At 69.2% G+C, this 15628-nt stretch carries 10 protein-coding genes and 4 pseudogenes; 9 read left to right on the forward strand and 5 right to left on the reverse strand.

Translation table 11 applies throughout. The features are described 5' to 3' along the window. Positions 1-87: 87 nt before the first annotated feature. Positions 88-1545 carry an RNB domain-containing ribonuclease gene (locus tag AC07C1_RS39605; protein WP_478946977.1) on the reverse strand — a complete coding sequence of 486 codons (1458 nt, stop codon included), beginning with the start codon at positions 1543-1545 and terminating at the stop codon, positions 88-90. 62 nt (positions 1546-1607) lie between these two features. On the opposite strand from AC07C1_RS39605, the gene AC07C1_RS39610 reads away from it, so the two are divergent. Both AC07C1_RS39610 and AC07C1_RS39615 read left to right on the forward strand, forming a co-directional pair. After that, entirely contained in the window at positions 1608-2561 is a 954-nt protein-coding gene (locus AC07C1_RS39610; protein WP_478946978.1) for a CYTH domain-containing protein, read from the forward strand. Between the two features lie 65 nt (positions 2562-2626). Continuing rightward, positions 2627-2944, forward strand: coding sequence for a phosphatase PAP2 family protein (locus AC07C1_RS39615; protein ID WP_478946997.1), 318 nt, complete (start codon positions 2627-2629; stop codon positions 2942-2944). A 168-nt stretch (positions 2945-3112) separates the two neighbouring features. Here the strand turns inward: AC07C1_RS39615 and AC07C1_RS39620 are convergent. Continuing rightward, a pseudogene (locus tag AC07C1_RS39620) lies at positions 3113-3406 on the reverse strand (transposase); the annotation flags it as partial. A gap of 1 nt (position 3407) precedes the next feature. Between AC07C1_RS39620 and AC07C1_RS39625 the strand changes: the two are divergent. Continuing rightward, a pseudogene (locus AC07C1_RS39625) lies at positions 3408-3557 on the forward strand (nuclear transport factor 2 family protein); the annotation flags it as partial. Positions 3558-3934: 377 nt separating this feature from the next. On the opposite strand, the gene AC07C1_RS39630 reads toward AC07C1_RS39625, so the two are convergent. Continuing rightward, positions 3935-4780, reverse strand: a complete 846-nt coding sequence (locus AC07C1_RS39630; RefSeq protein WP_478946979.1) for a hypothetical protein — start codon at positions 4778-4780, stop codon at positions 3935-3937. Positions 4781-5349: 569 nt separating this feature from the next. On the opposite strand from AC07C1_RS39630, the gene AC07C1_RS39635 reads away from it, so the two are divergent. From AC07C1_RS39635 to AC07C1_RS39650, 4 genes are read left to right on the forward strand one after another with little or no spacing between them, the layout of a single operon-like run. Continuing rightward, the gene (locus AC07C1_RS39635; RefSeq protein ID WP_478946980.1) at positions 5350-7200 is read left to right on the forward strand and encodes a HAMP domain-containing protein; all 1851 of its coding nucleotides are present in this window, start codon (positions 5350-5352) and stop codon (positions 7198-7200) included. A 37-nt stretch (positions 7201-7237) separates the two neighbouring features. Next, positions 7238-8485, forward strand: a complete 1248-nt coding sequence (gene pgsB, locus AC07C1_RS39640; RefSeq protein WP_478946981.1) for a poly-gamma-glutamate synthase PgsB — start codon at positions 7238-7240, stop codon at positions 8483-8485. Next, positions 8482-8964 (forward strand): poly-gamma-glutamate biosynthesis protein PgsC/CapC, encoded by a 483-nt coding sequence (locus AC07C1_RS39645; protein ID WP_478946982.1) that lies wholly within the window; start codon positions 8482-8484, stop codon positions 8962-8964. The genes pgsB and AC07C1_RS39645 overlap by 4 nt, the downstream gene beginning before the upstream one ends. A 52-nt stretch (positions 8965-9016) precedes the next feature. After that, positions 9017-10117, forward strand: a complete 1101-nt coding sequence (locus AC07C1_RS39650) for an NlpC/P60 family protein (protein WP_478946983.1) — start codon at positions 9017-9019, stop codon at positions 10115-10117. Positions 10118-10737: 620 nt separating this feature from the next. Here AC07C1_RS39650 and AC07C1_RS39655 read toward each other — a convergent pair. Next, positions 10738-11001: pseudogene (locus AC07C1_RS39655) on the reverse strand (pyridoxal-phosphate dependent enzyme); the annotation flags it as partial. Between the two features lie 178 nt (positions 11002-11179). On the opposite strand from AC07C1_RS39655, the pseudogene AC07C1_RS39660 reads away from it, so the two are divergent. Then, a pseudogene (locus AC07C1_RS39660) lies at positions 11180-12398 on the forward strand (IS256 family transposase). Positions 12399-13105: 707 nt separating this feature from the next. Beyond that, the gene (locus AC07C1_RS39665; RefSeq protein WP_478946984.1) at positions 13106-14416 is read left to right on the forward strand and encodes a DNRLRE domain-containing protein; all 1311 of its coding nucleotides are present in this window, start codon (positions 13106-13108) and stop codon (positions 14414-14416) included. A gap of 88 nt (positions 14417-14504) precedes the next feature. Here the strand turns inward: AC07C1_RS39665 and AC07C1_RS39670 are convergent, their stop codons facing one another. Further along, complete coding sequence (locus tag AC07C1_RS39670) at positions 14505-15623, reverse strand: fatty acid desaturase family protein (protein WP_478946985.1); 1119 nt, start codon at positions 15621-15623, stop codon at positions 14505-14507. Positions 15624-15628 lie beyond the last annotated feature (5 nt).

The following is a 15628-nucleotide window of genomic DNA, read 5'->3' on the forward strand; positions in this document are numbered from 1 at the left end:
ATCTGGAGACAACAGGCGAAGGCTTGAAAGACACAACATCAGGCTCCCACCAACAAGCCCGTCATACCCACTGAACTAACGAAAAGATCAGTAGGGCACGGTGAAGAGGACCTTGTCCTCGTCCGCGGCGGGGTCCGCCTGCTTGAGCCTGGCCCTGATGCTGGATCCGAGCTGGAGATCCAGGCCGTTGGCCGAGACGACCTTGGCCAGCGCGGCGGGGTCGGCCAGGAGCACTTTGCCCTCGCGCGGCCTGCCCCGCTCCGCGTCGGTGTCGATGACCGTGGCGTCGAACACCTCGCCCACGCGGTCCCTGAGCACTGCGGCCTCGGCCAGGTCCACGGTCTGCCGGTCCGCCAGGCCGCCCTTTCCCCGTGCCGTGTCGCACGGGATGCAGGACAGGGCGTCGAGCACCCAGTTCGGCGGGGCCTTGTCCGCGCACGCCATCACGCACAGCTCACCGGTGTACCGGTCGACCAGGCGCCGCAGCGGAGCCGTGCAATGGGTGTACGGGGCCGCGATCGCTGCGTGCATCGTGTACGCCGGCTTCTGGTTGTCGCGGAAGACGGTGTACTCCGCCTTGAGCATCGTGCTCGTGGCCTCGGTGAGGAAGGCCATGTGCTGCTGGTTCTGGGGATCGAGCTTGCGGACCAGCGTGGCGTACGAGATGCCGGGCCGCCAGACGATGCCCAGGGCCTTCGCGATGTCGTGCAGGTGCTTGATCACGTTCTGATCGGCCTGCTCCTTCTGGGTCCGCAGGATGCCGGTACCCGTGTCGAGCATGATCTGGGCCGCGGACATCCCGGTCATGAGGGAGATCTGCTCGTTCCAGCCCTCGACCGGCAGCGTCGCCACGTAGCGCAGCCGGAACGATCCGTCCTCGAGGGTGACCTCCTGGTCCGGCAGATTCACCGAGATACCGCCACGCGCGATTTCGACGGCCTCCCGCAGCTCGCCGATCTCGCGCAGCAGGGCGAGGGACTCCTCCGCCGTGCCGTTCTCGATGGCCTGCTGGGCGCCGGCGTAGTCGAGCTGGGCCCGACTTCGGATCATGGCCCGGCTCACGGACGAGTCGGTCAGATTGCCGTGGGCGTCGAGGTCGTGCTGCCACAACAGGGCGGGGCGGTCCTTGTTCGGCAGCAGGCTGGCCGCGCCCTCGGAGAGGACGGGCGGGTGCAGGGGCACCTTGAGGTCGGGGAAGTACAGCGTTTCGATCCTGTCGTGCGCCTCGATGTCCAGGGGGCTGCCCGCCCTCACGAAGGTCGCCACGTCCGCGATGGCGTAGTACACGCGGTAGCCGCCACCGGGCCGCCGTTCCAGGTGCATGGCCTGGTCGAGGTCCTTCGAGGTCGGCGGATCGATCGTGAAGAACGGCAGGTGGGTGGCGTCCTTGTCGGGCAAGCGCGCCTCACCCGCGGCCTTGTCGGCCGCTTTGAGTACGCGCTTGGGGAAGCTCAGGGGGACCTTCAGCTCCGCGCGGAGTTCCTCCAGCGCGGTGCGCAGAGCGTCCTGGGCCTCGGCAGACATGTGCATCGGGCGGCGTTGCATGCCCCGAGCGTAGGGCGGCCGTCACGAACCGGCGCGGCGAGCGGGGCCGGGCGGGGTGCAGGGTGGAGGTCAAGACGAAGGACGGCCGGGGCGCCACCGTCAAGCACGCACTCACAGCACCCCGGCAGTCATACGGCCACCTCGACGACCAGGCAGCCGAGTTCATCGACGGCGTCCTGCGGCAGTCCGCCATCCCGGTCATCACCGCCGATCTGACCCCGGCCACCGAGATCCGCTACGTCCGCGCGGCCCTCGCCGACCTGCACCACGGCACCCGCGTCACCCTCGACGGCGCCCTCACCTGCCACCAGGGCCACCGCACGGCCGCCCTCGACCCGGACACCGTCCTCATCGAGACCAAGGGCACGACCCGGCCCGCACCCGCCGCGACCGGCTGCTTCTGCGCCTCGGCGCCCGGCCCGTCTCCCTCAGCAAGTACATCGTCGGCCAGTCCCTGCTCACCCCCGGCCTGCCCGACAACGACGTACGCCGCCTCGCCCGCACCCACTCCACACGGGCCCGCTCCTCGAAAGGACCCGCGCCGCATGAACGCCCTGCGCAGCATCAAATGGCCGTACGCCGTCATCGCCCTGCTCGCGGTCACAGCCGCCGCCTTCGGCCTGCTGCGACCCCAGCTGACGGCCGCCGCCCCGTCGAAGAAGAAGCCCGGAGCGACGGCCCTGATCAAGCAGAACCCGCCACCGAAGCTCTTCGCCGACGCTGAGATCGCCGCCATCGGCAAGCAGACCGCCGCCCAGCGCACGAAGGCCGACACCCTCTTCACCCAGTGGAAGACTGCCCACGGCACCACCCGCGACGACAAGGCCTTCGCCGCCTGGGCCGCGCAGCAGGTCCCCAGACCGCGCCCTCCGCCAAGACCCGCACCGCCGAGCTCCACCAGGTCCAGCAACTCGCCAAGACCCGCACCGCCGCCGGCAAGAAGGCCGCCACCTGGCTGGAGCTCTACGGCAAGAAAGACATCTGGAAGCTCTACCTCCACGACCAGCGCGAACTGATCCCCGCCCAGCAGGGCACGGCCGAGTAAGCCGAACTCAAGTCAGCCCTGAAGCTCGCCAAGACGATCAGCGACCAGCTCGCCGCCAAGGACAAGCAGCCCGCTCCCTTCGTCCTCGACCCGAGCCTGGGCCCCGACAAGCACATCACCTCCGGCGCCAAGGGCCCCTACTCCTACCCCTCCCGCCACGCCACTCGCACCGCAGCCGCGGTGACCTTCCTCTCCGCACTCCCCCCGCACCGCGCCGCGGAGTACGAGTGGATGCGCGCCGAAGTCCTCTACTCCCGCCTCTACATGGCCGGCCACGTCACAAGCGACCTCACCGCCGGCACCCTCCTCGGCGACCTCATCGGCGACTACGAACTCGCGGTCAGCGGACACTGACCGACCGGAGCACCGCACGGGCCTCCGCCCGGACGTAACCAGTAGGCCGGTTGTCCCGGTTGCCGACAGGTCAGGGCGGTGGATCCAGCGGTCGGTGTAGCCGCCTGTGGATCGGCCGTAGAGGGACTGGATGGAGTGGGGTGCCTCTATCTCTTTCGTCAAGCGAGGTGGGGTTTTGGGTTCGTAGAAGGTGCCGTCGCGGAGCATGGCGAACAGGACGCTGATGCGGTGGCGGGCGAGGCGGAGGAGGGCCTGGGTGTGGGTTTTGCCGCGGGCTCCGCAGCGGTCGTAGTAGGTGCGGGAGGCGGGATCGTGGAGGGCGGCGAACGCGGAGAGGAACATGGCGCGTTTGAGCTGCCGGTTGCCGCCTCTGGGGGCGAGTTCGCCGTGGATCGAGGTCCCCGATTGTCTGGTGGTGGGGGCGAGGTCGGCGTAGGAGGCCAGGTGGGCGGCGCTGGGGAAGGGCAATCATCACATCGCCCGCTTCAGCTGGGAGCTGGTGTCCGCCGCTGACGGCTTGGCGCCGGTCGTCGGCTCGGACGTGGTCACCCTGGCCGAGGACGGCCGGATCACCTCCGTCCTCGGCTTCCTCGACCGGCTCCCTGAGGCATGAGCCTTCGCCCGCCAGACATCGGCAGATACTTCTTCGGCATCCCCCCGCGGTTGTCAGTCAGGACCGCATCCGATCGGGAAACGGCCCGCAGGCCCCTGCTGCTCCGCTGCGCTGCCGACCGGCAGGCCGGCAGGATGCGTACCGGCCATCGCTGTGGACGCCGGGGCGTCGGGAACGCAGTGGCGGGATGTTGAAGGCATCGAGGTGAGGTGACGCAACATCGACGACATGGCCAAGCTCTGCGGCGAAGGAGTCCGCCTCGTTTCCGTGTGAGCTGCTCTCGTTGTGTGGGGCGACGGCGCCGCCTGGCGTGCCGGCCGTTTCGTCCGGTCGGCTTCCGGGCCGCGGACGTTCTCCTTTTGGTCCGGGACTCCGGTTCAAGTTGCCCCCCAGTTCGTCACGATGGCGGCGAGCGCCGATACCAGGCGGGTCCGAGCCGAGGGATCGGCGCGGACGGTTCGGCTGTTCTCGACGTGCAAGAAGTCCACGCCGAGGTCGGCGGCCCGGCCGGCCTGGACGTTGGTCGTGCCTTCGAGGTGACCGCAACCGCCGTCCCAGGCGCGGCAGACGGTGAAGCCCGCTTCGGAGAGAGTGTCACCAGCCGAATCCGCCGTCGGCGTAAGGCCTTTGGGGCCGGTTGAGAGGACCACGTCTTTGCCTGGGCAGGTGCGGTCGGCGAAGCCGTGCACCTGGATCGCGGGCAAGCGGCGTTCGACGAGGACGTCACAGACCGCGTTGAAGACGGTTTCGTGATGGTGCGCCATGTCGGCAGCGCGGCCCGGTGCCGCATCACGGGGTGCGCCCGCCATCACCAGGATGCCGCCGGGCACGCGTGCGAAGAGATCGGCGCCGATCAGTTCCGTGTGCAAGTCCGAGCGAGCGTGCGGGACTTGGACGCTCCAGCGCACCGGCGCGCTCTGGTCGACGTAGATCCGACCCCAGCCGCGCCCGGATCGGGTGACCTCGGCGATCTCCGCCACGTCGCGGCGCGAGGTCGTCAATCGGCGTATGCGGACACGGTAGTTGAGCCCGCTGAGTCGGTGGTCGGCTGCGGTGATGCCGCCGCTGAGGGTGGACAGTACCGCGGCGGCCACGGCGGAGCGCTCGGTGTGGGTGGGGCTGCGGTAGCCGCCGTCTCCGGGGAAGTCGTCGACGTAGGTGCGGAGGTCGTCCTGCAGGCGGAGGGGGCGTCCTTGCGTGGGCTCGGGGCCCTGCGAGGGCATGAGTGCATAGGTGCCCGCAGCCGTGGCCGCGCCTGTCGCGAGGGCGATCAGCAGGGCTTGTCGCCGCGTTGGGAATCGGGCTGGGGACTCGTCCGTGAATTGGTGGTTCACAACTGCATGACGGGCAGGCCTGCTCACAGGTTCCACTCAATTCGTGTGGCGCGTTTCACAGGCGCAACTGATCGGTAATTTGCGTTCGTTGATGAACCCGGCCGTAGCTTCCCCCGTCTTGGATGGCACCTGCCGCTGCGGTTGCGAAGGTCGCTCAGGGTCTGTCGCGGACGCTGCCGGCACCTCCCATACATGGCGCATTCTTACTGTTCAGGAGTGTTTTCATGCAGGCACAGAAGCCTGCCCGTCACCCCCGCAAGGTGCGGCGACGACGGGCGGACATGCCGCTGCTCGGCGGTGTCCGCCCGCCCATCGCCCTCTTACTGACCCTCTTGGTGACCGTTTCGACCCTTACCATATTCACTGTCGGGAACTCCGAAGATGACGGGGTGTCCCGCGCTGTCTCCGAATCCCAGGCGCATATCGCGGCCGATACCGCGCGTTCCCTGGGGGCTTCTGTGGAGCAGAGCGCGGAGGACCTGCACGACGCCGTCGGGCTGCTCGGTCGGGGCACCCAGAAATCCCCGGACGCGGTCCTTACGTCCCTCACCAACGTCTACTCCAAGTGGCGCGGGCTCGCCGTCGTGGACACCGGCTCGGGCCGGCTGCTCGCCGCGAGCGGGGAGAGCGTGCCGCTCGACGGCCTCACGGAGGCCGACCGGGGCAGCGGCGGACTGCGGCCCCGACTCGTCGCCGGGCGCTCCGGCACCCCCCGGCTGCTGTCCTTCGCCTATCTGGAGGGGGCCGGAGACAAGAGCTGGCTGGTGGTCTCGACCGCGACGCTACGACTGCCGAGCGAGGAGGACGCCCGCTCCACCTTGGTTACCGACAGCGGCGGTCGCGTCATCGCTGCCGTCGGCAGGAACGCCGCGAACACCGGACTGCGCACGGCCGTTCAGCAGGGACAGGCCGACCTGCGCCACGAAGGCCGGGGTTACCTCGTCATCGGGCGCGCCCAAGTGCCCGACGGGGACCGCGTACGAGGGCTCGGGCTCTCCGTGGCCACGGCGGTTGCGGTACCGGCGGGGACCGCTGCGCGCGGCGACAGCCTCATCGGCCCGGTGACGGCGAGCGTGCTGCTCGCGATCGGCCTCCTCGTCACGTGGCTGCTGATCCGTCACGTTCAGCGCCCACTGCTCCGACTGCACCAAGAAGGACGCCGCCTCGCCGGCGGGGACGTGAAGCGTCCCGTGTCGGTGCCCGGGTGGGGCGAGGCCGCACGGGTCGGACGGTCGTTGGAGTCTCTGCGTCGCCAACTCGCCGGTAAGACCGATGCCTCCTGCGCGACCCCTGCCCCCTCAAAGCGCGCTGATCTGCGGCTGGTCGTCCTGTTCTGCGCCGTCCTCGTCACGGCCTGGGCCGTGGCGCTCCCCCTGCTCAACCTCGCCGAAGGGCGGGCGCAGGTGCCGGCGCAGGCCGCAAAGGATCAGCGGCACCGAGCCCAGGCCGTCGCCGACCGTATCCGGCGCACGCTCGACGAGAGCGTCGCCGACCTCTCCGCGATCGCCCAGCTCGCCATCGACAGCCGCGGCGGCATCGCCGACGTACTCGACGAGCAGCTGCCCCGGCACGGAGCGTGGCGCTCCCTCTACCTCGTGGACGCGGACGGCCACGTCATCGCACGCTCCGGCAAGGCCCCGCACGGCATCGACCGCGCTGCCGCCTCGAAGTCCGTGAAACCGGGTGCGCCCGCCGTGGTCCAGCTCAACAGCTCGGGCACGATGCCGCTCTCGGCGGCCGTGGTGCCCGTTGGCGATGGCATGCGCAAGCTCTTCGCCGAGCTGCGGCCGGAGTTCTTCAACGGTGTCCTGACCCGCCCCGGTCTTGGCCAATCATGGCTGGTCGACGCGCGGGGAAGGATCCTCGCATCCAACGAGGGCTTCATCGCCTTCAGCTCACCGCCGGGCCATGGCCGCACCACCCTCGCCGCCGACATCCAGGTCAACGGGACACCGGCCGTCGCCGCCCTGCACTGGCGGGTCGTCACACACAAGCCGCTGTCCTGGACGCGCCTCGCCGCGTACGAGACCGAGCGGCACGCCGAGCTGGCCGGACTGCTCGCCGTCACCGCGACGCTGCTCTGCCTGGGCTGGCTGGAGCTGTCCGTACTACGTCCACTGCGCGCCCTCGATCGCTCGGCGGCAGCACTGGCCTCCGGCGACCGGACCAGTGTGATCTACCCCGTGAACCACGACGAGGTGGGCTCCGTGGCCCGCAGCCTCGAACTCATCCGGCAGCAGCTCGTCACGGACAAACGCCGGCAACGCGACCCCGCCCCCGCGACCGCGCCACAACCCCAGAGCACCTGAGCCGCTCCCACCGAGAGCCCGCCCCCGAGAGAAGGTCATGCTCTTCCTCTACAACGTCTTCCTCATATCCTCCCTCGGCCTCCTGATCGCCGGCATCGTCGAACAATGCAGGCACTACGACAACCTTGCGGCGATACCCCAGCGGGTGCTGGTCAACGGCATCCGCGGCAAGAGCTCCATCACCCGCCTATGCGCCGGTGCGCTGCGCGGCGGCGGCCTTGTCACCGTCGCCAAGACCACCGGTACGGCCGCCCGTTTCATCCACCCTGACGCCACCGAGGAGCCGGTCTACCGCAAGTTCGGCATCGCCAACGTGGTCGAGCAGATCGGCATCGTGCGGCGCGCCGCCGCATACCAGCCGGACGCGCTGGTCATGGAGTGCATGGCGGTCATGCCGGCCCTCCAGGAGGTCAACCAGACCAAGCTGATCCGTTCCACGATCGGCGTGCTGTGCAACGTACGCGAGGACCATCTCGCCGAGATGGGCCCCACCCTCGACGACGTGGCCCGCTCACTGTCCCGCTCCATGGCCGTCGACGGCGTCTGCGTCACCGCGGAACGCGACCGGCTGCACATCCTCCAGGAGGAAGCCGCCAAGCGGAACTGCGAATTGATCAGCGTCGACCCGGATTCGGTCACCGACGAGGAGATGCGCGGCTTTTCGTGGTTCACGTTCAAGGAAAACGTCGCCATCGCGCTCGCCGTCGCCGAACTCCTCGGCGTGGAAAGGAAAACGGCCCTCCAGGGCATGTACGACGCTCCTCCTGACCCCGGTGTCCTCTCCGTCGAGAAGTACCGCACGCCCCAGGGCAGCACGCTCGCCTTCGCCAACGTGTTCGCGGCCAACGACCCCGAGTCGACGCTCATGAACGTCAACCAGCTCCTCGACCTCGGGGCGATACAGCGCCCGCTGCACGTCGTCATCAACTGCCGCCCCGACCGCGTTGAACGCAACGGCCAGATGGGCAAGATCGTCCCCGATCTGGCCCCCGACACCATCTTCCTGATCGGCCACCCGACCAAGAGCGCTCGAGAGGGCATCCCCAGCGACTGGGGCGGACGGATCGTCGACCTCGGCGGCGACGACCGCGATCCCGACAGCCTCACCGCCGACCTGCTCGCCGCCGTCCAGGCGGACGCGTCCCTCGTCGCGATCGGCAACATCCACGGCCAGGGCGAGCTGCTGCTGGAACGGCTCGCCCAACTCCCCTCCGCCGACGCCGAGTCGGCCGCCCTCGACATTCCCCGCATCCCCGCTCATCGCACCGGAGACAACGACCAGTGACTCCCGTCCAACTCAGCCCGGACATGGCCGCGATCGGTATCTCGCTCGGGCTCCTCTTCTCCCTGATCTGCTACCTCACCACCAACCTCTCCCCAGGGGGCATGATCACCCCCGGCTGGTTGGCGCTGATCCTCGTCGGGAACTGGTGGCTGTTCCTCATGGTGATCGGTGTGACCGTACTGACGTACGGCTGCACTCGTCTGATGCAGAGCGTCGTGATCCTCTACGGCAAGCGGCTGTTCGCGGCGGTGGTGATGTGCGGTGTGCTGATCCAGGCGACGCTTTACCTGCTCCTCCAGTACCGGTTCCCGTACCTCTTCGGTCACCAGACACTCGGCTACATCGTGCCGGGTCTCATCGCCTACCAGCTGGTGCGCCAGCCGCCCCGCGCCACCCTCCTGGCCACCTCCACGGTCACCCTCGGCGCGTACGTCGTCCTTGCCACGGGCGCCCTGCTGGGCGCACTGCCCGGTATGTGACCCGGTGTTCGAAGCGCCTGCTGTCCCCACACGAAAGGGATCCCTACCTGCCATGGCCGTCGCCCCCGCCGCCCGACGCAAGCGCACCCAACGGCTCTCCCTCGCCGTCCTCGCAGCCCTGGCCATCGCCGCCGGCGTGCTCCACCACCAACTGCGCACCGGCAGCGGCCAGGCCGCCGTCCGCACGGTGCGCCCCGGCCAGGACCGGCTGCCCCCCGCCCGTGCCCATGGCCTCCATTACGACCGCCTCGCCGACCCCGCCCGCACAGTCGTCCGGGACGGCTCCGGCGCCATAGTCGCCACCCTCACCGACGGAGCCCGCACCGCCGTCCTCACCGGCCCCGGCCGTGCCTTCACCGAGCCTCGGACCACCAGGGCGCGCGTGGTCACGGACAGTTGGATACGCCTGATGCCGCGCGCGTGGGCAGTCGGCGAGGAACGGTCGAAGTGGTTCGACGCCTGGCTGCGCAGCAACCGCGGCAGCACGAAGCCGGACATCCTCGCCGTGGCCCTGCAGTACCGGGCGGGAGAGAAGCCCCTCAAAGACGCGAAGGGCGTCCGCTACGCGGGAGCGGCGACGTACGGCACAGTCGGCAATGACAACCCGAAGGCCAAGAAGGGCCAGAAGAAGGAGGCCAAAGAAGCCGACAAGGCGGGCAAGACCACCCGCCCCGGCTCTGACTTCTACGAGTACCTGGGCCTCGCCTGGACCTTCCCCGACCGCCACACCGTGCACCCCGACAAGCAGCGCTACGGCACCGTGGGTCCGTCAGGTTACGTACGGCTCGTCTACGGCTATCGGGCGGGGTACCCGCTGCTCCGCCGGGACGACAAGGGCCCCGGCCTTCCCCGCACCGCCGACGCGATGGTCACGCTGGGCCCCGGCGTCCCGGTGTTCCGGGGCAAGAACGACCCCGCGGCTCTGAGCAAGCTCCAACCAGGCGACCTGGTCTTCTTCGCCGCGGGCAACCGCCAGGACCACCGCGTCGACCAAGTCGGCATCTACCTCGGCCTGGACAGCGACGGCCACCCTCGCTTCATCTCCAGCCGCGCATCGGCAGGCGGCCCAACCTTCGGCGACCACGGCGGCACGGCCCGCTTGGACGGCAACGGTCTGTATGCGAAGGGGCTGCGGGCGGCGAAGAGGCTGTAGCTCCTTCGCACACTGTTTCCCGGAATGGGTGTGCGAGTGGAGCGCGTGACCGACTCCTCCGACGCCTTGGTGGTGGAGGCGTTGTCCACCTGTCGGCCGGGCCTGTGCCCGGACTGCCGGAAGCCGGCAAGACGCGTGCACAGCTCGTATCAACGTGCCCTGGACGAGCGTCCGTCGGGCTACCGAGGGGTCGTGGTCCGGCTCCGGGTGCGACGGTACCTCTGCGACCGCAGGAGCTGTTCCCGCAGAACGTTCGTCGAGCAGATCGCCGGTCTGACCGAGCGGCACCGCAGGTCGAGCACCGGGCTGACGGGCTGGCTGCAGTCCATGGCGGTGGAGCTGGGCGGCCGTCCTGCCGCACGGCTGTGCCGCCGCCTGCGGGTGGCCGCGGGCCGGACCCAACTGCTCAGGCTGCTGACGGCGCCGCCGGTTCAAGGCCGTGCCCCACGGGTGCAGGCACCGCCGAACCGGTCCGGGCCGACATCCCCAGCCCACGCAAGATCACCTCGTGGATCATGCGGCCCCGCGAGACCCTCACCGAAAGCCAGGACAAGCGGCTGCTGGAGGTCCGGCTCGCCTGCCCGGAAATCACCCGGGCCTGCGACCTCGCCCGCGCGTTCACCGATCAGCGTCAGGCCGGGGAAGGACTCGCGCAGGACGGAGGCCGTGCCGGCGGAATGCCCTCCGGTACCGACGGCGGCCACCAGGACGTCGATGCGGCCGAGCTGGGCGACGAGTTCGACGGCCAGCGGGCGGTAGGCCGCCTGGTTGTCGGGGTTGTGGTACTGGTCCGGGCAGTACGCGCCCGGGGTGTGGGTGAGGAGTTCGGCGACACGTTCGCGGCGGGCCTGTTGCCAGCCGCCCTCGGGGTGTGGGGCGGCGACCTGGTGGTCGGCAAGCCCCGTCCGGTTGCGTCCTGAGAGGTGGTGTACCGGTTCCCACCTGATCCGGGCGTTCGTCCCGGCGTCGGAGTGAGTGTCCGAATACGAGAACGGCCACCGGCTGATCTTCGAGATGTCGAAGGCTCGAAGGAGATCAGCACGATGACCGCACCAGACAGTTCTGCCCCCGCACGCCCTCGCGGAAGACAACCTCGCCGCGGCGAGTCCCGATCTGCTGCGCGCGATGTCAAGACGTTCGCCGACGCGCTCATGTCCGCCGAGGCCGACGCCCTCTGCAACGCCGAATACGGGCAGGTCAGCGACGAGAGAGTCAACCACCGCAACGGGTATCGCCCACGCGAGTGGGACACGAGGGCCGGCACCGTCAAACTGGCCATCCCCAAGCTCAGGTCCGGGAGTTACTTCCCGCACTGGCTCCTGGAACGACGGCGCCGTGCCGAGCAGGCCCTGATCTCGGTGGTCGCCACCGCCTACCTGCTCGGCGTCTCCACCCGCTGCGTCGAGAAACTCGCCGAGTCCCTTGGAGTCACGCAGTTGTCGAAGTCCCAGGTCTGCGATGGCCAAGCACCTGGACGAGCAGGTCGCCGCCTTCCGCAACAGGCCACTGGAGGCCCGTCCCTACTCGTTCGTCTTGGTCGACGCGCTGACCCAGAAGGTCCGCGAGGGGGGCCGCATCATCAACGTTCATGCGCTGATCGCGGTCGGCGTCAACGCCGACGGGCACCGCGAGATCCTCGGCCTCGACGTCGCCACCACCGAGGACGGCGCCGGCTGGCTGGCATTGCTGCGCTCTCTGATCGCCCGCGGCCTGTCCGGCGTCCAGCTCGTCATCTCCGACGCGCACGCCGGCCTGGTGGACGCCATCGGTGCCGTGCTGCCCGGCGCCTCGTGGCAGAGATGCCGCACCCATTACGCCCGCAACCTGCTCTGCCAGGTTCCAATGTCCGCCCAGCCCTGGGTCGCCATGCTGCTGCGGACGGTCTTCGAACAACCCGACTCCCAGACCGTCCAGGCCCAGATGCGGCACGTCCTCGACGCCCTGGAAGCCAAGTTCCCCAAGGCCGCCGAACACCTGGACGCCGCCCAGCACGTGCTGCTGGCGTTCACCGCTTTCCCCCGTGAGATCTGGCGGCAGATCTGGTCGAACAACCCGCAGGAGCGGCTCAACAAGGAGATCCGCCGCCGCACCGACGTGGTCGGCATCTTCCCCAACCGCACCTGCCGTGATCCGGCTCGTCGGCGCGGTCCTGGCCGAGTAGAACGACGAGTGGACCGAGGCCCGCCGCTACCTGGGACTCGACCTGCTGGCCAAGGCCCGCCTCCACCCGATCGCGTCAGAAACCGACGAGACCGTCCTGCCCACCGAACTCACCGCATAGCCTCAAAACGAGATCACCGAGTGGCCGTCGATACACCACTCCAGCGGACGTGACCCACCTACCCACTTTTGGGGGACGCCGCCACACCGGTCGCGACCGCTACGACCCTGGCAACCCACCCCCATGCAATTGCATATGGGATCTCACATGCTGTGCGGAGCAATGCAGCGGTCCGTGTCCGACTAACACCACCTCGGCGGGCAGGTCCCGGCTCCTCCTCCGAGAGACCTGGCGATCCGGGGACGTTGACGCGAGTACGGCTGCCCCCCTCGCGGCAGCCGCTCCAACTCAGCAGCCGCACGCAGCATCACCGGACCGGCGGGACCATCCCCACAGGCGCGGGAGCAGATGCTCCTCGACGTGGTCCTCCACGAGCGGCTGAGACCACGGCCCCGCCCCGATGCTGCTCCAGGTGGCTGTTGCCCGGCTTGGCAGGGTGCCGCGGCGCGCATCCGGCCGAGGGGGCCGGCGCGCAGCCCTGTCACAGGCCCGCCCACGGTGACCCGGGCGAGATGTGGGGATCGCCCACATCCGCACCGCCCTGGCCCGCACCGGCCGCCTCCGGTTCCGGTGGCAGTACGGGGGGCCTCCGGCGGACCGTTCGACTGGTCGATGAGGGCCTGCTAGAGGGCAAGTGCTCGGCGTGGACGGACAAGACGCCGATCACCGCCGGCAGCGCGGAACCGGCCCCGGTAGCCGCCGCCTCGGTGGACCTGCCACTCACCAAGGCCACCGTCTGCACCGACTCGGACGCCTGCACCGGGGACACCGTGAGCACCCTGAAGGTCGGCAGCGTCTCCACCAAGAACTGGCGCAGCTACCTCAAGGCCGACGTCTCACAGGTCCCCGCCGGCGCCCGCGTGACCGACGCCGTGCTGAAGCTCCAGTCGAGCGGTGTCATGACCGCGCTGGACGTCCACGCCCTCAACGCCGCCTGGGCCACCACCGGCACCGGCAGCCAACTGGACGACGTCACAGCCCCGGAGGCCAACCTGACCGCCGCAGCCCCGTGGGAGATTGACGTCACCGGCCTGGTCATCGGATGGACCGACGGAGCGAACGCCAATCACGGCCTGGTGCTGCACCGGCCGGACGACGCACCGAGCACGGCGGGCATCAGCTTCACCTCCGCCACGCTCACCGTCCACTACGAAGCGGCCACAACGCCGTCGGCCCCCACGGCCGTTCACGCCCGGCCCGGCGACACCGGCGCACTGGTCACCTGGGGTGCGAGCGACGACAGCGGATACAGCGACACCGCCCTCAGCTACGAGGTGAAGGCCCTCGATCCGTCGGGCACCGTCGTGGCCAGGCGCACCACTGACGCCAGCAGCGTCGTGATCACCGGTCTGACCAACGGCACCCCGTACACCTTCCAGGTCACCGCCACCAGCCCGTACGGCAGGAGCACCAGCGTCACCAGCGCGGAGAGCACGCCGCTGAGCGCCCCGCTCGACAGTTCCACCTACACGCAGGCCGTCGACGCATACCTCGACGCCGGCGCCTCCTTGACGACAGGCACGTACAACAGTGCCGCCGCGGCGGCGTCCGGCCGTCCGGGCGCAGCCATGTTCACGCCGCTGCTGAAGGCGGAAGAGTCCTGGGTGATCGACACCCGCGACGGCCTGAAGACCGACGGACTGACCTACACTTCCATCACCTCCGACCTCTCCGAAGTCCTGGTGCTGCCCTCCACCGACGGATCGGTGACCGTCCGCGCGACGGTGAGCGAGAAGCGGATGATTGCGGACGCGCCCGATGACCCGTCGACTTCCGAGGGAGCGTTCCTCTACACCTTCTCCCGCGGAGACACACCGGTGCTGCGCAGCAGGATGAACGCCGAGATGTACGAAGAGCAGCTCGCGAGGGACGAGCGGGCGCTGGGAGCCGTCACCTACGGCACCGTCGAGACGGACAACGACACCACTGCCGCCACCCGGGCAATCGGCACCGAACCCGCTATGTCAAGCAGCGCAGCCGGACACTGGCTGCCCCGGATCCCGTGTCGTACGGTCTGACGTCGCGGTCGCCCACCGTCCGCAACGGATCTCACCGAACCCGGCGGTGCCGCCGGTACGGCCGAGAGATCTGAACCAATACCGGGAATCAGGCGGCGACGAGCTCCTGCTCGCGGTCCGGCGTTTTGACCTTGGGCTTCTTGTTCGGCAGCGAGAGCCGGAAGACCTTGCGCCACGCGGAGAACACCTGCTTGGGCAGCGGGCCGGTGACGTACTCCAGCTCGTACTTCTCGAACAGCGCGCGCACCTTCACCGCGACCTCGGCGTACCGGTTGCTCGGCAGGTCCGGGAACAGGTGGTGCTCGATCTGGTGCGACAGGTTGCCGGTCATGAAGTGCACCGCCTTGCTGCCGCTGATGTTCGCCGAGCCCATCATCTGGCGCAGGTACCACTGGCCGCGCGTTTCGCCCCTGATCGACCGGCGTTCGAAGACCTGTACGCCCTCGGGGAAGTGCCCGCACATGATCACCGAGTGGGACCAGATGTTGCGGACCAGGTTCGCGGTGAACGTGGCGGCGAGCGTGGTGAGGAACGACGGGCCCGACAGCAGCGGGTGGATCACGTAGTCCTTGAGCACCTGCTTGCGGATCTTGCAGCCCACGGCCTTGGCCCGCGCGCGGAACTCCGGGTTCTTGCGGCGGCGCTTGTGCAGGTTCTTGCCGAGCTCCAGGTCGTACGCTGCGATGCCGTACTCGAAGAAGCAGGCGTTGATGAAGTTCCACAGCGGCTGGCCGAGGTGGAACGGGTGCCACTTCTGGTCCTCGTCGACGCGCATGATGCCGTAGCCGAGGTCGTTGTCCTTGCCGATCACGTTGGTGTACGTGTGGTGCAGCTCGTTGTGCGAGTGCTTCCACTGCTCGGCCGGCGAGACGTGATCCCAGTCCCAGGTGGTGGAGTGGATCTTCGGGTCCCGCATCCAGTCCCACTGGCCGTGCAGGACGTTGTGGCCGATCTCCATGTTGTCCATGATCTTCGCCACGGACAGACCGGCGGTGCCGAGGAGCCACGCGGGCGGGAAGATCGAGAACAGCAGCACGCCCCTGCTGGCCAGCTCGAGCTTGCGCTGCGCGGAGATGACCTTGCGGATGTAGGCGGCGTCTTTCTCGCCGCGGCCGGCGATCACCTCGTCGCGGATCGCGTCCAGCTCGCGGCCCAGCTCCTCGATCTGCTCCGCGGTCAGGTGGGCGGTGGGGTCGATGGCGGTCAAGGTGC

This window comes from Streptomyces sp. NPDC045022, from assembly GCF_056432605.1.